This is a genomic window from Sphingobacterium sp. JUb56 (assembly GCF_014191365.1).
GTDB classification, from domain to species: domain Bacteria; phylum Bacteroidota; class Bacteroidia; order Sphingobacteriales; family Sphingobacteriaceae; genus Sphingobacterium; species Sphingobacterium anhuiense.
This window is the reverse complement of record NZ_JACHWL010000001.1, coordinates 3,577,643-3,595,435: the sequence shown is the minus strand read 5'-3', so window position 1 is coordinate 3,595,435 and position 17,793 is coordinate 3,577,643. Positions and strand designations below refer to the sequence as shown.

13 protein-coding genes and 3 tRNA genes are annotated in these 17,793 nt (G+C 35.0%); 8 read left to right on the top strand and 8 right to left on the bottom strand.

The features are described from left to right. The first annotated feature begins 81 nt into the window (after nt 1-81). Nucleotides 82-1,845, top strand: a complete 1,764-nt coding sequence (sppA, locus tag FHR29_RS15405; RefSeq protein ID WP_132844086.1) for a signal peptide peptidase SppA — start codon at nt 82-84, stop codon at nt 1,843-1,845. A gap of 114 nt (nt 1,846-1,959) precedes the next feature. Then, complete coding sequence (locus FHR29_RS15400) at nt 1,960-3,150, top strand: phosphoglycerate kinase (RefSeq protein ID WP_183915616.1); 1,191 nt, start codon at nt 1,960-1,962, stop codon at nt 3,148-3,150. A 60-nt stretch (nt 3,151-3,210) separates the two neighbouring features. Here the strand turns inward: FHR29_RS15400 and FHR29_RS15395 are convergent, their stop codons facing one another. Next, entirely contained in the window at nt 3,211-6,024 is a 2,814-nt protein-coding gene (locus FHR29_RS15395; RefSeq protein WP_183915614.1) for a hypothetical protein, read from the bottom strand. A gap of 555 nt (nt 6,025-6,579) precedes the next feature. Between FHR29_RS15395 and mgtE the strand changes: the two genes are divergently transcribed. From mgtE to FHR29_RS15380, 3 genes are all read left to right on the top strand, one after another. Next, a complete protein-coding gene (gene mgtE / locus FHR29_RS15390) occupies nt 6,580-7,962 on the top strand; it encodes a magnesium transporter (protein ID WP_132772046.1) in 1,383 nt (460 codons plus the stop codon). Between the two features lie 133 nt (nt 7,963-8,095). Then, nucleotides 8,096-8,169 (top strand) — tRNA-Asn (locus FHR29_RS15385). A gap of 121 nt (nt 8,170-8,290) precedes the next feature. After that, a tRNA-Asn gene (locus FHR29_RS15380) sits at nt 8,291-8,364 on the top strand. Nucleotides 8,365-8,403: 39 nt separating this feature from the next. On the opposite strand, the gene FHR29_RS15375 is transcribed toward FHR29_RS15380, so the two are convergent. Then, on the bottom strand, nt 8,404-9,984 hold the full coding sequence (locus FHR29_RS15375; RefSeq protein WP_183915612.1) for a S41 family peptidase: 1,581 nt from the start codon (nt 9,982-9,984) through the stop codon (nt 8,404-8,406). Between the two features lie 209 nt (nt 9,985-10,193). Between FHR29_RS15375 and FHR29_RS15370 the strand changes: the two genes are divergently transcribed. Together FHR29_RS15370 and FHR29_RS15365 are read left to right on the top strand one after the other, a co-directional pair. After that, a tRNA-Asn gene (locus tag FHR29_RS15370) sits at nt 10,194-10,267 on the top strand. Between the two features lie 61 nt (nt 10,268-10,328). Then, nucleotides 10,329-11,243, top strand: coding sequence for a PfkB family carbohydrate kinase (locus FHR29_RS15365; protein WP_132844081.1), 915 nt, complete (start codon nt 10,329-10,331; stop codon nt 11,241-11,243). On the opposite strand, the gene FHR29_RS15360 is transcribed toward FHR29_RS15365, so the two are convergent. The 3 genes from FHR29_RS15360 to murB all read right to left on the bottom strand — a co-directional run bounded on the left by FHR29_RS15360 (nt 11,244) and on the right by murB (nt 13,303). After that, entirely contained in the window at nt 11,244-11,489 is a 246-nt protein-coding gene (locus tag FHR29_RS15360; protein WP_021191075.1) for a cytochrome b5 domain-containing protein, read from the bottom strand. A 20-nt stretch (nt 11,490-11,509) separates the two neighbouring features. After that, the gene (locus tag FHR29_RS15355) at nt 11,510-12,022 is read right to left on the bottom strand and encodes an RNA polymerase sigma factor (RefSeq protein WP_021191074.1); all 513 of its coding nucleotides are present in this window, start codon (nt 12,020-12,022) and stop codon (nt 11,510-11,512) included. Between the two features lie 264 nt (nt 12,023-12,286). Then, on the bottom strand, nt 12,287-13,303 hold the full coding sequence (gene murB, locus FHR29_RS15350) for a UDP-N-acetylmuramate dehydrogenase (RefSeq protein WP_132844079.1): 1,017 nt from the start codon (nt 13,301-13,303) through the stop codon (nt 12,287-12,289). A 104-nt stretch (nt 13,304-13,407) separates the two neighbouring features. Here murB and FHR29_RS15345 point away from each other — a divergent pair, with 104 nt between their 5' ends. Further along, the gene (locus FHR29_RS15345) at nt 13,408-14,013 is read left to right on the top strand and encodes a TetR/AcrR family transcriptional regulator (RefSeq protein ID WP_021191073.1); all 606 of its coding nucleotides are present in this window, start codon (nt 13,408-13,410) and stop codon (nt 14,011-14,013) included. Between the two features lies 1 nt (nt 14,014). Here FHR29_RS15345 and FHR29_RS15340 read toward each other — a convergent pair whose 3' ends face one another. The 3 genes from FHR29_RS15340 to FHR29_RS15330 form a co-directional block, all read right to left on the bottom strand. Beyond that, complete coding sequence (locus FHR29_RS15340) at nt 14,015-14,995, bottom strand: YpdA family putative bacillithiol disulfide reductase (protein ID WP_183915609.1); 981 nt, start codon at nt 14,993-14,995, stop codon at nt 14,015-14,017. A gap of 20 nt (nt 14,996-15,015) precedes the next feature. Next, the gene (locus FHR29_RS15335) at nt 15,016-17,211 is read right to left on the bottom strand and encodes an FUSC family membrane protein (RefSeq protein ID WP_221197860.1); all 2,196 of its coding nucleotides are present in this window, start codon (nt 17,209-17,211) and stop codon (nt 15,016-15,018) included. Between the two features lie 93 nt (nt 17,212-17,304). Then, entirely contained in the window at nt 17,305-17,715 is a 411-nt protein-coding gene (locus FHR29_RS15330; RefSeq protein ID WP_183915607.1) for an organic hydroperoxide resistance protein, read from the bottom strand. Between the last annotated feature and the right edge of the window lie 78 nt (nt 17,716-17,793).

Below are 17,793 nucleotides of genomic sequence, written 5' to 3'. Positions count from 1 at the left end.
TGAAAGATTTAAAAATTTATTTGTAACATTTGTACTAAATTGGCAACTAATAAATCAATTGAACTTTAGATTATTCATTTTATGAAATCATTTTTTAAGTATGTACTTGCTACTGTCACGGGAATTGTGATATCATCGGTAGTTTTATTTATTATAATGTTAGGTATTATCGGCGCGTTAGTAACTTCTGCATCTTCGGAAAAAGAAGTTATGGTTAAGGATAATTCAATATTGTATCTTTCTTTTAATCATGAGATTACAGAACGTTCCATAGATAATCCTTTTGGTTCCTTGGATATTCCTGGTTATAATTTGAAAAATCTTGGTCTTGATGATATTCTGTTGAGAATAAGAACAGCTAAAGAAGATAGTAAGATTAAAGGGATCTTTATGGATGCAAGTACAATTGCTACTGGATTTGCTAGTCTTAAAGAGATTAGAGATGCTTTGGTAGACTTTAAGTCATCGGGTAAATTTATTGTGGCTTACAACGAAGGTTATTCTCAAAAAGCTTATTATGTCGCTAGTGTTGCAGATAAGGTGTATGTGAATCCAGAAGGAACTGTTGATTTTAAAGGATTGGCAAGCTCCACCATGTTTATGAAAGATGCTTTTGATAAATTTGGTGTGGATATGCAGGTTGTAAAAGTGGGAACTTTTAAGAGTGCTGTTGAACCTTATTTCTTAAACCAAATGAGTGAGGCGAACCGTTTACAGGTTAATTCTTATTTGGGAAGTATCTATGATTCATTTATTCAGGAAATTTCAACTTCAAGAAAAATGTCTGCCGACTCATTAAGGAGTATAGCGACAAATTATTTGGTTCGTAACGCTGATGATGCTGTAAGGTATAAATTGGCTGATGCTAAATTGTATAAAGATGAGCTGATTTTAGAATTAAAGAAAAGATTGAACGTAGCAACAAAAGATGATCTCTCTGTTGTATCCCTAATTGACTATAAATCGAAGATGCCGAGTGGTTCTGAATCTAATCAGGTTGCTGTTTTGTATGCTGAAGGTGCTATTGTAGGAGGAGAGGGGACTAAAGGTGAGATTGGATCCGATAAAATTTCACGTGAGCTACGTTTGTTAAGACAAGATGATAATGTGAAAGCAGTTGTTTTCCGTGTTAATTCTCCTGGAGGTTCTGCTTTAGCATCTGATGTTATATGGAGAGAGGTTGAGTTGACAAAGCAAGTAAAACCGATCATAGTTTCTATGGGGGATTATGCGGCTTCGGGCGGTTACTATATTTCGGCGGCAGCAGATTCAATCTTTGCTGAGAATAATACGATTACAGGTTCAATCGGGGTGTTTGGGGTTATTCCAAATTTTAAGAATTTATTGAATAATAAAATAGGTGTTCATTTTGATGGTGTGAAAACTGGTAAATTCTCTGATTTAGGTATGGTTCCGGATCGTCCTTTAACTGCTGAAGAACGCGATATCATCCAGATGGAGGTTAATCGTGTTTATCAAACGTTTATGAAGCGTGTGTCTGATGGTCGTAAAATAACGGTTGCTCAGGTTGATACTATTGGTCAAGGCCGTGTGTGGACTGGTAAACAGGCTGTAGAGATTGGATTGGTAGATCGTATAGGTGGTATTGATGATGCTATTAAAGCAGCGGCAAAGAAAGCAAAAATAGGTCAATATGCAGTTAAGCAATATCCTGCCAAAGAGGATGCAATTTCAACTTTTTTAAATTCGTCTAAGGAAAAGGTTCAAATATGGATGGCACAACAGCAAATGGGAGAATTCTATAATTACTTTGATGTGATCAAAAAAGTTTCTGGACAATCTGGTATTATGGCGAAATTGCCGTATTCGATTGAAATACATTAATTATTTTTCATTTTATCAAAAAAAGCCTTTTATTATTCGGATAGTAAAAGGCTTTTTTTATATTTAGCTGTCCATTTGAATAGGTGGGTAAATACTTCATAATAAATAATAGAGATGAAAACAGTTGACAACTTAAACTTCGCTGACAAAAAAGCGCTAATACGTGTAGATTTTAATGTTCCTTTGGATGACAATTTTAATATTACAGATGATAATAGAATTCAAGGTGCGACACCCACGATTAAAAAAATATTAAATGATGGTGGATCTGTTATCTTGATGTCACACTTAGGTAGACCAAAAGATGGGCCTACAGATAAATATTCACTAAAGCACATTGTTTCACATTTATCTGGAGTGTTAGGGGTTGGTGTTCAGTTTGCTGCAGATTGTATTGGTGAAGATGCGGTTGAAAAAGCAAAAAATTTGAAACCAGGTCAAGTTTTACTTTTGGAGAATCTTCGTTTTTACAAAGAGGAAGAAAAAGGTGATGTTGCATTTGCAGAGAAATTATCAAAATTGGGTGATGTGTATGTTAATGATGCTTTTGGTACAGCTCACCGTGCTCATGCTTCTACTGCTGTTATTGCTCAATTTTTCCCTGATGCGAAATATTTTGGGTATTTAATGGCTGCAGAAATTGGTAATGCAGAAAAAGTGTTGAATAAGGCTGAACGTCCATTTACTGCTATCATGGGAGGGGCGAAGGTTTCTGATAAATTAGAATTAATCGAAGCTTTATTGGATCGTGTTGATAACCTGATTATAGGCGGAGGTATGGCTTATACTTTTATTAAAGCTCGTGGTGGAGAGATCGGTAAGTCATTAGTTGAGTTAGATAAGTTGGACTTGGCAACGGAATTGGTTAAGAAAGCAGCGGCAAAAGGCGTTAACCTGGTATTACCGACTGATGCTCAAATTGCGGATAAATTTTCAAATGATGCAACTGTTTATGATGGACCAAATGATCAGATCCCTGCGGAATTGGAAGGATTGGATATTGGTAAAGAATCTGGAGAAGCGTTTGCAAAAATAATTGAATCGTCTAAAACTATTCTTTGGAATGGTCCTATGGGGGTTTTTGAATTTGATACCTTTGCTAAAGGTACAAAAGCTGTTGCCGATGCGGTGGTCAATGCAACTGAAAAAGGTGCATTTTCATTGATCGGTGGTGGTGATTCTGCAGCTGCAGTTTCTAAATTTGGCATGACTGAACAGGTAAGTTATGTATCCACTGGTGGCGGTGCTTTGTTAGAATATATGGAAGGTAAAGTTTTACCTGGAGTAAAGGCTATCGAAGGGTAATAACTTTGAAATATAAAACAGGAAAAGGCATCGTTAGATGCCTTTTCCTGTTTTAAGATTTTAGTAGGTATAATTTAAACTAACGGTTGGTACAACTCTTTGTGTAGCGGTAACATCGTTGATATAAGTGAGTTTAAGAGCGGCTTCAAAATTGGGTAATGGGTATCTGAAAGCATTAAAATCTGCTGACACAGAAAGACCGAAAGTTTTTGGACTCATGTCGGACTGGTGATGGATATTTTGATAGTCGGCAAATATCCCTCCCTTAATTCGTTTGATGTACGTTATGCCTCCAACTGCCCAATCTGGATAGCTGATCGGGAATCTGTAGTTTAGTAATAAGGTGTTTTTAATTTTCTCGTACTTATAGTACCCGTAGCCGCTAATTGTTGGTATATCGTTGCTGTATTGATAACGGCCTGATGCTTTTTGATAACCAAATCTAATTTGAAATCCATGATTACTGACAAATCCAGGAATATAGAATCCACTTCGAATGGAGAAAAGATTTCCTTCTTGATCTTCGAATGGAAGGTGGCGATAAGTCATACTAAAGTTTTGTCCCCATCGAGGTGTGATATCCATTTTTGACATCATGGCGTTTCTATTCCAATAAATTTGATAAGTTAAGGGGAACAATACCTTTGAGTCGAAGTTTTTAAGGTTTTTAATACTTGTGTTGTATCGTTGAAGGTATGATGTCGCAAAATTGAAACCTAAGCTATAGACATAATTGCTTTTATAGTAAGCCAATGGAATGGAGATCTGACCACTTATATCATGCTCTCTCCAATCGAAATTGATCGTGCTATCAGATTTACTATTGATTTTTGCTGTTCCTATCTGTCCTTTGTTTTCATATTTAAGTGTGAATTTGGGAAAATATTTATTGTAATTTAAGGTTGCAGAGTAAATAGATTTTTTAATATCGGTATCGTATTCGTAACCGAGTACAAATTGTGTTGTATTTAGAATATTGTTGGAAAGCCAAAATACACCTGGTTTGAAGTTGTCTAAGCTTTCGAAATTGGTGTTGCTAAGAGAAAGGCTGTGAAAATTAAATGTTCTAGATAGGCCTTTATAAGGACTTACATTGTAATCTGAAACACTTTCTGTGATGCTATCAATTTTGTTTTTTAAATTGTTACTAATAATTTTTACGCTATATGGGTTCTTAAGAACTGTATCGGCGTCATTAAATGTTATTTTGGATATTTTATATCCATTGTACTGGTAATTATTAAAGAGAATTTCTTTTTTATTGACATCATAAGAGGGGTTGAAAGCTCCGAAAGTGGTATTTGTAAGCTTCGTTAATGCTTTTGATAGTTTATTATATTGATATAAATTATCGATACCTGAATATTGTGCTTTAAACAGAAAAAGGTGATCGTTTATGTATTGCGGTCTTTCAAATTGTTCATTGCTCCAGTCCTGAAGAAAAGTAATTTGGGAGGATTCTAATTCGATTTCTACTAAGTTTGTGCCTTTGTTTGAAATAGCAATAGCTACTATTTTTGAGCCCTCTTCATTAAATGAAGGCTGTTGAAGATAAATATCGGATGCTATCGGAATTCTTTTTAATATTTTTTTGGTTTTAATATCGAGCAATAGAATTGCTGTCTGATTACTTAAATCCACTTCAATTGTCAGTATTTCTGCTTTGGATGGGTGTAGTATGGGATAGAAATAGCGACTTTTAAAACTAATCTGCTCTCGCTTTTTTGTTTCTAAATGGTAAAGGTTAATTACATTGTAGGATCTTTTGGTGTATCGGATATCTCTTTTAACTTCATCCCATACAATCATATTATTTCTGAAATCATAGTTTGGGACGATCTGATTTCCCAATTTTAACAATGATTCTATTTTATTGTTGTTATCTATTTTAACGATTTCAGCTGTTTTTTCTGGGGTCTGTAAAATAGATAGGGTGCTATTGTCGTGATTGTTTTTAGGCAATAACCAATCCTGGTAGTTTTTACTGGATGTTGGTTCAATTATCGGGTAGGATATCGTTGGTCTTTCATGTTCTTCTTTTTTCCATTTAATATTCAGATCATCCATCGTATGTGCAAATAGACTCGTATTATTAAATCCAGTTGTTTTTTTTAGCGACCGACTAAAATTGTAGGGCATCAATATATTTTTGTTGATGTTTTGATACAGTTCGGGTTCAAAGTTCTCCTTTACGTTTTGTTTTAAATAATTGGTCATGAAATAACCAATGGTATAATAGCTCGGTATTTTATCACGATAAGAACCTAATAAATATTTCTCGAATTTATATTTTTTATCAGTTCTTTCATTAGCTTTTAGCGTCATTTCAAAAGAGGGGAGTCGACCTCTTCCTCCTTTGGAATAAAATGTTTCTGCCCAGACTGCATCACCTTCAAAATACCAGGAAGGCAACGTTATACCGTATATAGCAAGGGCAAGCTGTTCTAAGAACGGTGCCTTTAATTTTCCGGTCAATTTATCAAATTGAGCAACGTGTCTAAGTTCGTGCAATGCTAGATTGGAGAGCCATTCCTGATTATCTGGCTCAGGGGTTGGACTGCTGTACAGCTCCGATTTGCGTGGAGCGAGTTGGACAAAACCATTAGGACGAAGTTCGGTGTTTTGAAGAATTAAAGAAATTTTACGCGGTTTTACTTGTAAGTCTTTATGATTTGTTTTTAAATGCTGTGTAATTTGACTGGCAAGCGTTGAAGCCTTTTTTTTCATTTCGACCGGAAAGATCAGTTTAAATTCTTTAGTGTCAATATGATGCCATTTTTGCGATGGAGGTGCCTGACTGTCTTCAAATATTTGGCAAATACCTTTATGAAAAGTTAAAATCGATAGTATGAAGGAGAGTAGGTAGATTTTCATGTACTTAAGTTGCTGTTGCTAATTATTTTAGATCGATGGTTGTTTCTTAACTTTCGAATAACTATATAGCTTGATCGTTAGGTGTTTATGTTTTGTAATTCGTTTAAATGTATTCAATAATTTGCAAATTAAATATAGGTTTTTTATTTCAATTTACTGAGTTACTTGTTCTTTATGTTGTAATGAATTGATAGTTAGTGTTGTTGTTATTTTCTTTGATTTAGATTGTCTTATTTGGAGATTTTATGAATTGGATTTAAGAAAAATAAGATCTAACTTTTTATAAATGACTGTTTTTCAATAAGTTGTTTTTGTAAATTATTGTTGGAGACACTATCATTTATTTTTCTATAGATTAGGTGTATCGATTATGATCACGATCTTTATTTTATGATCTAATACTGCATTAGAATATGTTTTTTATTGTTCTATTACCTATTGAAAATTTCTATTTTCAATAGGTAATAAATAAATTCTTATATTATTTTTAAAAAGACGATTTTTGCATAAAATTTTAAATACACCGATGTAGCATATTAGTAAAGAAAGGGAATTATGGAAGAATTGGAAATGCAGGTAGAACAAATCGAACAGTTCATTGAGTCGAAGGATAATGAGGGGTTACAAGCATATTTAAATGAGCTAAATATTTCGGATGTAGAGGCGTTGATCGATGAGCTACCCGAATATGGCCACATATTCATCGAAACATTAAATTTGAACCGTGCGGTTAATGTATTTCGTATTTTAGATTTCCCTACGCAAGAGCGTATTTTTAAGAAGCTTTCAGGTGCAAAAATTAGTGAATTAATTAATGAAATGCCTCCGGATGACCGGACATCATTTTTCAGTGAACTGAAGGATGGTGATGTCGTAAAACAATTGATTATTTTACTGCCACCTCAGGATCGTAAAGAAGCTCTTTCTTTATTAGGTTATCCTGAAGATAGTGTGGGGCGTCTGATGACCCCAGACTATATCACTGTAAAACCACATTGGAATATCATCCGAATTCTTGAGCATATTCGCCGTTATGGTAAAAATTCGGAAACAATTGATGTCTTATATGTCATTGATGCCGCAGGTAAATTAATAGACGATATTCGTATTAAAGATGTATTAATGGCAGATCCAAATGTTGTTGTTGGTGATCTTATTGACAATAGGCTTATTTCTCTACATGCGAATGACCCACAAGAAGAGGCTGTGAATATTTTCCGGATGAATAATCGAGTTGCTTTACCTGTTGTTGATGAGCAGGGAATAATGTTAGGTATTGTTACGATCGATGATATTCTTTGGGTGGCAAATGAAGAGTATACGGAGGATATGCAACGATTTGGGGGAACTGAAGCTTTAGATGAACCATATCTGGATGTGTCGATCGTTAATTTAGTTAAAAAACGTTCTGGGTGGTTAGTGGTCTTATTTTTCGGTCAACTGTTAACTGCGACAGTCATTGAGCATTTTGAACATCAATTGGCGAGTGCTATCATGCTCTTCGCATTGATGCCACTGATCATATCGAGCGGTGGTAACAGTGGCTCACAAGCATCTACCTTGATCATTCAAGCCATGGCATTGGGAGAGATTACGATAGGGGACTGGTGGCGTGTTATGAAGAGGGAGATCGTTTCTGGTTTTCTGCTTGGTTTAATATTAGGTATTTTAGGTTTCATCAGAATTATGACTTTTCAGGGGTTTTCTGATGCTTATGGTGAACATTGGGTTTTAGTGGGGCTTGTGGTTGGCTTTTCTTTAGTAGGAGTAGTGCTGTGGGGATCCTTAATGGGATCTATGCTTCCTTTTATTTTAAGAAAGCTTGGTGCTGATCCTGCTAGCTCTTCAGCTCCATTTGTATCGACTTTGGTTGATGTGACCGGCCTATTAATTTACTTCACATTTGCTGTTTTACTCTTGAAGGGTGTTTTGATCTAAATGAGATGAAAATTATTCTTGTTGGAAGCGAGGGAGTTGCAAAAAATGTTTTTAAAAGATTTGTAAGATTGCAATAATCTTCCGATAATTGCATCACCGAAACGGAAATGACGCTTCGGAAAATTAACCGGATTCCTGAATAGCTCAGCTGGTTAGAGCATCTGACTGTTAATCAGAGGGTCGCTGGTTCGAGCCCAGCTTCAGGAGCAAAACGATTTTAGATAGTAAAATCGTGATTCAATCGAAAGTCTAGATTGAATGTATTTAAGAGATAAGAATGCAAATTCTTAAATAACCAAAGAGCTATAGTAATATACTCTTGAATGATTCCTGAATAGCTCAGCTGGTTAGAGCATCTGACTGTTAATCAGAGGGTCGCTGGTTCGAGCCCAGCTTCAGGAGCAAATGAAAGCCTTTCCAGTTTGGAAAGGCTTTTTGCGTTTAGTGTGATTTGATTCTGTTTTCAATCATTCCTTTAAATTGAGGAGGAGAGAGCGCTTTTAATTTTTGAAGTTGGTTTGAACCCGATGCTTTACCGGAGAGCATAGATGTACTATTCGAAAAGTTTCCTGTTACGATGTAATCATATGCGGCTTTAAACGATTGTTCATTTAAATTGCCGAAAGGGTAGTAGGCGTCATCGTTACTTGATTTGTTAACGGATATACCGTTATAATAATCGCTTTCATTTGATGCATTTCGTGATTCAAACATACTGAAATAGACATCATAACCGCCGATTGTCAAGGGGAAAAAACCAATTGGTTTTCCATAGGTTTTTGCTCCCACGATTTTTACGGTTAGATGTGGTTTAAATATATTGATCAATAACTCACTTGCTGAGGCTGTATTTTCTGTTACAATAAATACAAGGGTATTGATATTTATATTACCTGTAGGGTTGAATTTGAATGTATTCCCCGAAATACTGTAATCTAAATCGGTGTATCTGACCTTAACTTTCTCGCCCTTACTGTTTGTCGTTTCAAGGCTCAAGTTCTTTAAATATTTTGTTTTATTGTTTTGCATGGTGCTGTTGAAGTTTTCAGTAAACATAACTTTCCCATTTAATGAATTGGGAGCTATTTTATTGGCAAGAAATTCGGCAGTATTGATATACCCACCTCCGTTGTAGCGCAAATCAATTATGAGATCTGTAATACCGGCGTGCTGAAATTTATTAAAGGTTGCCGTTAAATCGGCTTGGGTGTGGCTTAGTTTGGAGAAGGAATTGAAAACAAAATAGCCAACCTTTTTTGTTTTATCTAAATATATGCTGTCTTTAATGACTGATTTTGTTTGATATTTTATTTTGTTCAAAGTTATCTCAAATGGGGTACCGCTACTTTTTTTTCCTTTAATAATTGCAGATTGGCTTTCAAAAAGCGCGTTGCTTAAGGAGGGTACTTCATGATTGAAATTGGTGCCATACTTAACTCCATTGATTTCGGTGATGATATCTCCACGTTGTAATCCCGAAATTGCAGCTGGTGATCCAGGATAAGTCAATTGAACTAGGATCTTGTAATTCTGCTCGACCCCGTATAGACCTATCTTCAGACCTAAATCGTCTCCATTTCCTTCTAAATCGAGGTTTGACAATTCATTTTTTTTAATGAATGATTTACTTCCATCGTAGCTTTCTTTGTCGATGTAACTGTATTTTGTATCGTTATTATCGATTTCATTGTATTCATAGGGTTTTCCAGTAGCAGGGTTTGTACCATATCTAGTAATATTGAATAGTACTTTATTCAAGCTATTGAATTCGACGCTTCCTTTGCTAAATTGTCTCGGATTAAATACTTCATACGTGGGTAATTGGTCGTTCCAGAAATAAATGTCCTGTGCATAGTAGAATAGTGAGTCAGCTAATCGATCTACGCGACTGACTTTTTTTTCAGGTTCTGGTTCTACAATATTCTCCTTTGGCTTTTCTTCCTCTAGATTTTTTTTACTGCAGCTGAACAGCATAGGAGCAAATAAAAGCAATGTGATTGTTTTTAAAAGTGGTTTATTCATGAAAATCGGTTATGTAAGAAATTTATAGTGATGGTTAAGCTATGTAATTGCCTTGTTTTCAATCGCTACAATTTGATAATCTAAATATGATGAATATTTAGATGAAAAAAAAGTAAAAAATCTTTAAAAAAGATTTGGAAATACGTTGGATTTAGCTATTTTTGTGGCATCAAAAGAGAAAGATATATAGTCATCTTTCTTATGAAGATTCCTGAATAGCTCAGCTGGTTAGAGCATCTGACTGTTAATCAGAGGGTCGCTGGTTCGAGCCCAGCTTCAGGAGCGTTAGGTGAAACCGGCTTTATAGCCGGTTTTTTTTGTTTACAGTTATTTATTTATATACTATGAGTTTAGTAGTAATGGGCACGGTAGCATTCGACGCTATCGAAACGCCTTTTGGTAAAACAGATAAAATTGTTGGCGGAGCAGGTACTTTTGCAGCTCTTTCTGCGTCTTTTTTATATGACCAGGTGAAATTAGTAGGTGTAATCGGTGAAGATTTTGGTGATGATAACTTACATATCATTACGAGTAAAGGTGTAAATGTAGAGGGGATTCAGATTATTGAAGGTGGAAAATCATTTTTCTGGGCAGGTAAGTATCATAATGATATGAATAGCCGTGATACAATCACTACAGAATTGAATGTATTAGCTGACTTTGATCCGATTATTCCTGAGAGCTACCAGGATTGTGAGTTCTTGCTATTAGGCAATGCTACTCCTCAGATTCAGATGACTACTTTAAATCGTTTAAAGAACAAACCTAAATTGGTTGTTTTGGATACCATGAACTTCTGGATGGATATCGCGATGGATGATTTGAAAGCGGTGTTGAAGCATGTTGATGTTTTGACAATCAACGATGGTGAAGCGCGTCAATTATCTGGTGAATATTCGTTGGTGAAAGCTGCCGCAACTATTCTTGAGATGGGACCTAAATATTTGATTATTAAAAAAGGTGAGCATGGTGCATTATTGTTTGGTGAAGGACAAATTTTCTCTGCACCAGCATTACCACTGGCAGAAGTATTCGATCCAACAGGTGCTGGTGATGCATTTGCTGGTGGCTTTATAGGATATCTGGCGAAGGTAAAAACGATTAACTTTACCAATATGAAAAATGCGGTTATCTATGGATCGGCGTTAGCATCATTCTGTGTTGAGAAATTCGGTACGGAGCGTTTGCAAACGTTAACGCAAGACGAGATTGAAGCTCGATTAAAAGCCTTTGTTGCTTTATCTAAATTTGATATCTAATTATCCGATCTTTCCTATTATAGGAAATTTTTTAAATACTTGATCTGAGTGAGGAGCTTCTGAAAGCTCCTCAGTTAGGTCTTGACCTGCCCAATGTTCGTAATGTTTTCCGGACCTCCATAATCGACTTTCTGTAACATCATATATAATGCCCTGAAAAGCAACCCATATTTCAGGCTTATCTTGCCCATTTCGTAAAGCAAGTTTTGATTTAGAATATACCGTTAACTCCTCATGATTGTCCATAGGACGAAGTTATAAAAAACTTAGTCGATAAGTTTATATGTGGATAATGATTTCTTCATTACTTTGCGGGCGATATGTATCCGGGTTTTTACAGTACCAATTGGGATTGCTAAATATTCTGAAATTTCATGGTATTTATAGCCTTCGAAATACATGCTGAATGGAACGTAGTAGTCTTCCGATAATTTTGAAAGCGCATCATGGATGTCTTCCATGACAAATTTGTTTTCACCTTGATTTTTTGATGCTGATAAGATCAAGTTTGCATTTGAAATTTCTTCTTCTTTTGTTATGAAAGAATTCGTTTTAACAATTCTGCGGTAATTGTTAATGAATGTATTTTTCATAATAGTATATAACCATCCTTTAAGATTGGTTCCTTCTCTGAAGTTGTTGAAATATGTAACAGCCTTAAGCAGAGTGTCCTGCACTAAATCGTTAGCATCTTCGTTATCATTTGTAAACTTCTTTGCATAGTGTTTTAGAGAGTCTGACTGCTCTACCACTAACGAGTTGAATTCATACTTAGTCATATCACTGAATTTTTATTCACTTTAAAATGAATGGTTTACAAAACACTGAGTGAGAAATTGAAATGTTGATTCCTCAGCGATTTTAATACGGTTCAGTAGACTAATCGCAAATAGTATGCTAATTATTGAGAATTGATATAAATTTAATAAATATTTAACAGGAAGTTTCGTCTATAGAAATGTTATTTTGTGTAAAACGCCTAGCCAGAAGCTTTAAATGACCATTTTTATAAAGCTATTTTTAAAATATTTTTTTATTAAAAATCAAAAAATATTTACTTCACGTTCTAACTTTACATTGAATTTTTGATCAACATCGTTTATTATTTTAGACGATAATTCAAAAATTTCAGTTCCGCTTGCAGATTGTACATTTATTAGTACAAGTGCTTGATTTTTCCATACACCTGCCTGGCCGATCACTTTCCCTTTCCATCCGCATTGCTCTATTAACCAGCCTGCAGCTAACTTTACACCACCATCGGGCATGTTGTAACTGACTATATCTGGATAGAGTTCTTTTAATCCCTGATATTTATTTAATGAAATAATCGGGTTTTTAAAAAAGCTTCCGGCATTGCCTACCGTACTTGGATCAGGTAATTTTTCAACTCGAATAAAGGATACCACTTCCGCAATATCTTTTATGGTAGGATCACTTATATTTCTTTTTTTTAGTTCGGCACTTATGGCTCCATAAGAGGTATTTATTGATGGAGAAGAATTAACTTTGTAAGTAACCTCTGTAATTATATATCGTCCTTTTTGTTCTGATTTGAAAATACTATCCCGGTAAGAAAATTTGCAATCTTCATTATAGAATATTCTAAACACTCCTTCTAATGTGTCGAAAGCAATACAACTGTAAAAAATGTCCATAAGCTCGGTGCCGTATGCGCCTATGTTTTGAACTGGAGAAGCGCCCACTGTTCCAGGAATTAGAGCCATGTTTTCTAAACCACTATAATTGTTATTGACACAGAACCAAACGAGTTCATTCCATATTTCACCACCTGCAGCGGTGATAAAAATGTCGTTCTGATGCGGTTTTGCTGTAATCCCCTTAATGTTGATTTTAATGATATAACCTGCGTATGGTTGGGTAAATAAAATATTGCTTCCACTTCCCAATGTCAAGAAATCTTTTTCAAATATTCCGGCTTCATAAGCGCTTAATAACTGAGTGGGTTCTGTTATTTCAATGAAATGTGAAGCAACTTCAGTAATGCCGAATGTGTTATATTTTTTTAAAGAGATATCTGACTGTATATTTATACCCATTGTTGACTAGTTTTTTCAAAAATTCAAAAAAATAAATTATCTTTATATAATAGTTAGTAAAGATAGTACAAAGCAGTTATTATGTGTAATTAATTTTTGAATTGATGGCAAATGCAGATTTAAAGAGGACAAGGATTTTAGAGGCAGCAACGCGTAGATTTGCTCATTTTGGTATGGCCAAAACAACCATGTCCGAAATTGCAACTGATCTGAACTTTTCAAAAGCACTTCTTTATTATTATTTTCCAGATAAGAATAGTCTTTATTCTGCTGTATTCGAGTATGTGATTGATAAGATGGTGCAGGATATTAGAGAGAAGATCAACACCTGTGATGATTTTGAAGAAATCATGATGTATACCATCGATAAAAGAGTTGAACTAATTAATCAATATTATAATCTTTTTGAATATACGATCAATATGGTCAAAGAACTTCCTGAAGAACTGGAACGCGTTTTCAAAGAATCTTATGTAAGGGAGGTTGATCTTTTTGCTGAAATATTAGAAATAGGTGTTGAAACTGATAAAATCGAGGTAGAGGATGTTGAAGAGACTGCCCGCATTTTATTATATTCTTTGTTTGGAATGAGAATGGGAATATTGAAAGATATGAAGAATATGCTGTTTCCGACCAAGGATGAATTTGATGTGATATTAAGTTTGCAGAAGAAGATGATGCAAATATTTTTGAGAGGTTTAAGAAAGTAAATTATTCTCTCATTTCTTTCTTCTTGATATCTGCTAAAATTTGTTTTGCGTGTATTCGTGAATTTTCAATGAACCATAAATGAGTATTTAAACCTCCGCAGACCACTCCTGCAAGATACAACCCATCAATATTTGTTTCCATACTATCAGGATCATGTTCAGGAAGACAGGGTGATTCGGAGGGAATATAAATACCGATTTTTTTAAGAAAGTTGAAATTTGGCTGATATCCTGTCAGGGCCAAAACAAAATCATTTTCTAGTATGATATCGCCTGTTGGGGTATGGACGTGTGCGTGCGAATCTGTGATCTCTTTTAATTTGCTATTATATAGTACACGTATTTCGCCGGAGGCGATTCTGTTTTCAATATCTGGTTTGACCCAATATTTTACTCTTGGACTAATTTCTTTCCCGCGAATCACGAGCGTAACGTCTGCGCCTTTTCTATAAGTCTCAAGTGCGGCATCAATTGATGAATTGCTTGCTCCAACTACAATTACTTTTTGATTGGCATAATAGTGCGGATCCTGATAATAATGTTTTACTTTTTCTAATTCCTCACCTGGAATATTAAGTAGCGTGGGGATGTCGTAAAACCCAGTAGCAATGATGACATTTTTCGAACTGTAGGTGTTTTTTATCGTATTGATTTTGAAAAGATGGTGATCTTTTCTTATTTCAGTTACTTCTTCGAATAATCGGGTATTGAGCTTAAATTTCTGCTGGATGCGGCGATAATATTCTAATGCTTCTGCTCTTTTTGGTTTAGGTAAGGTGGTTACAAATGGGATGTCGCCAATTTCTAAGCGGTCAGAAGAGGAGAAGAAAGTCATATTCTGCGGATAATTATATAACGAGTTCACCAAACATCCTTTCTCCAGGATCAGGTATGTCTTGTTATTTAAAGATGCTTCTAAAGCACAGGCCAGTCCAATTGGTCCTCCGCCTACAATGATGATATCGTAATAATTATCGTGCATAGTTGCTTGTTGTATGAAAATTAATGCATTTTATTGTTTAACATGGGGTCGATCTCAGCGCTTGTTTTTTCTTTTAATTGCTGTACCAATTTAGCTATGTCTGCAACAATTTTAGTAATAAATTGAAGTTGTTCGGTCATTAAAGTACTGTTTTCATCTACCGTTTCATCAACTGATATTTGATTTTCTGGTATTTGAAAATCTACAGGTATAAATTGATTTTCTTCATTGGGGTTGGCCAATGCTTTGATAGCCGTTTCTAAAGAACTTAATATTTTACGGATCAATTTAATATGTTCTTTTGTTATTGTGTGGTTGACTCTTGAGGATGTAACCTGATTATGCAGGGTAACTGCAAACGAGGCTAAAACATGGTTAAAAATAACAAACTTGTTTACATCTTTTGTGTATTTCTGTTTATTTTTTGGTTCCGTTAACATGCGTTGAAAGGTTGACCCCATATTGGCTGTTTCAACATAAAGTTTTTTCCTTACCAGTTTGTATTCTGTAATAGTGGGCTCATTTCCTGCGATTTCTTTTAAAGTTAGTGCTATATAGTGATAGCTTGCGATAAGTAGTTTTTGCATGGAGAATTTGACCTGCGTCGCTTCCCAATTGGGGAAAATGACATAACTGGACAAAAATGCAATCATGCCACCTATGAAAGTATCTAAAATACGCTCTTTTGTTACCTCCATGGTATTTGTACTTACAAAACTTAGCATAATGAGTACATAGGGCGTCATAAAAATAACAGCAACGATATAATTGACCCGAAAAAGACTGTATGCACTTAAGAAGAAAAAAATAAGCAAAACAAAGCGAATTGTTTCATCGTGAACTACGAATAAAATAAGAGCGCCAATAAGACCGCCGATTACGGTTCCCATGAGACGCTGTATATTTCTTGATTTTGTTAAGCCAAAACCAGGTTTTAAAATCACCATAATCGTCAAAAGTATCCAAAAGATATTTTCAGTTATATGAAATGATTTGGCTACAAAATAAGAAACAGACATGACAATAGCCATGCGTAATGCGTGTCTAAAATAAGTAGATTCTAGGGTTAAATTTTCTCTTATTTTTTTAAAATCAATGATCGAAGGTTCTATAAATTTTTTTGCTTCGTCAATTTCCATTTTATTAACTTCTGTAGATTTTAAATGGGAATAGCTGTAGATATCATTAATATGTCTGATGATATCTCGGACATTTATTAAAATCTTCCTTAAGGCAATCGTACTGTATTGAAGCTCTTTTTCAACAGTATCAATTTTTTTATGTAATAAATTGATCTCTTGATCAAAGTTGTACATAGGTTTCGGCATTCTGTTGGCATTGAGTTGATATGCAATGTGATCGAGCTCATTCGTCAGTTTTAAAATGATATGTTTGAATTCGTTCAAAATACCGGTATGACCAAATTTTTCACTGACGGTGTTATAGTCATAATGTGTCGCCATACTTTGTTCAAAAAGGTCAATGATATCATTGAAGACAAAGGTTAGATAGCGGCCCGTTTTGGTGGTATCTTTTATGGATCGCTTACTTTGAAAAAGTAAGTTTCTTACATTTTCCTGATGATCATTTACTTCTACTTGTTTTTCGATAAGTTTAAGATAATTCTTATCATTATCTACATTGATATCATAAAAATTAGCCTTTAATCTGAGGTAATCGGCAACATGACGAATGGATTCTGCGAGTTCCTGCTGTGTTAATCTGTATGGACGAATCTGCGTGATGGATAGGCTGATGATGATATACCAGAGGCATCCGATACTATAGTAAAATAGATATGATAGGGCACTAAATAGGGTAAATGGCGTATCGACATGTATCAACATCATTAGCATACACATTAATCCTACATTCGCAGCTCGGGCATTGAAAACTGCAAACATTGCGAAGATAAAACATAATGCCGCAATGAGTATGGTCAATAAATAGATATTAGCGTTTACGGAAACAGTAAGTATAAAGGTAATGATGGTTAATATACCTGCAAAATACATTCCGGTACGGCGATGGGAAGGGGCACCGGGCGTGTCTGATAATCCGACCAATAAGGCTCCTAATGACACATATGTACCATTTATGAATTGACCCATGGCGGCAAAAATAATGACAGGAACTATGCACCCAATGGTTATCCTAATACCATCTGCGAAATATTGGCTATAAAAAAAACTCTTTATCTCTTGTGTCTGCTTCATAATATCGAATACAAACAAATATACAAGATTGAATAGGAAAAGCTATGCTTTTTATTGTAAAAGCATAGCCTGTTAATATTTAAATACAAGAATCTAAATTCCAGTTATTTTGGTTTCTATATTTCCTTTGGTCGCTTTCGAATAAGGGCATACACGATGTGCTTTTTCGGCAAGCTTTTGAGATTCTGATGCACTTAATGTGGGAATGTGCAAATCAATTTCAGCTGAGATAAAGAATGCATTGTTTTCTTCATTAAATGAAGCTCTAACGGTTACGGTAGCATCTGTCATGTCAACATGATCTTTTTCTCCTACTGCAGCTACGGCACCTAAAAAGCATGAACTCCATGCTGCCGCAAATAATTGCTCAGGGTTGGTGGCATTACCTTCACCTCCCATTGCTGTTGGTTTTTTAACGATTAAATCAATTATTCCATCTGAAGATTTCACTTCGCCATTACGTCCGCCTGTTGCGGTAACTTCTGCTGTATATAGTTTTCCCATTTCGCTATTTGTTGAATGATGTAAAATAATATAACAAATGGCAAAAGGTTTTTGTTCTTAATAATATTGTAATATTAC

What these genes read in the sequence shown, in the direction of transcription:
- FHR29_RS15340 (WP_183915609.1), bottom strand. Translation starts at nt 14,995, where the DNA reads ATGCACGATAATTATTACGATATCATCATTGTAGGCGGAGGACCAATT.
- sppA (WP_132844086.1), top strand. Translation starts at nt 82, where the DNA reads ATGAAATCATTTTTTAAGTATGTACTTGCTACTGTCACGGGAATTGTG.
- mgtE (WP_132772046.1), top strand. Translation starts at nt 6,580, where the DNA reads ATGGAAGAATTGGAAATGCAGGTAGAACAAATCGAACAGTTCATTGAG.
- FHR29_RS15365 (WP_132844081.1), top strand. Translation starts at nt 10,329, where the DNA reads ATGAGTTTAGTAGTAATGGGCACGGTAGCATTCGACGCTATCGAAACG.
- FHR29_RS15395 (WP_183915614.1), bottom strand. Translation starts at nt 6,024, where the DNA reads ATGAAAATCTACCTACTCTCCTTCATACTATCGATTTTAACTTTTCAT.
- murB (WP_132844079.1), bottom strand. Translation starts at nt 13,303, where the DNA reads ATGGGTATAAATATACAGTCAGATATCTCTTTAAAAAAATATAACACA.
- FHR29_RS15375 (WP_183915612.1), bottom strand. Translation starts at nt 9,984, where the DNA reads ATGAATAAACCACTTTTAAAAACAATCACATTGCTTTTATTTGCTCCT.
- FHR29_RS15400 (WP_183915616.1), top strand. Translation starts at nt 1,960, where the DNA reads ATGAAAACAGTTGACAACTTAAACTTCGCTGACAAAAAAGCGCTAATA.
- FHR29_RS15360 (WP_021191075.1), bottom strand. Translation starts at nt 11,489, where the DNA reads ATGGACAATCATGAGGAGTTAACGGTATATTCTAAATCAAAACTTGCT.
- FHR29_RS15330 (WP_183915607.1), bottom strand. Translation starts at nt 17,715, where the DNA reads ATGGGAAAACTATATACAGCAGAAGTTACCGCAACAGGCGGACGTAAT.
- FHR29_RS15335 (WP_221197860.1), bottom strand. Translation starts at nt 17,211, where the DNA reads ATGAAGCAGACACAAGAGATAAAGAGTTTTTTTTATAGCCAATATTTC.
- FHR29_RS15355 (WP_021191074.1), bottom strand. Translation starts at nt 12,022, where the DNA reads ATGACTAAGTATGAATTCAACTCGTTAGTGGTAGAGCAGTCAGACTCT.
- FHR29_RS15345 (WP_021191073.1), top strand. Translation starts at nt 13,408, where the DNA reads ATGGCAAATGCAGATTTAAAGAGGACAAGGATTTTAGAGGCAGCAACG.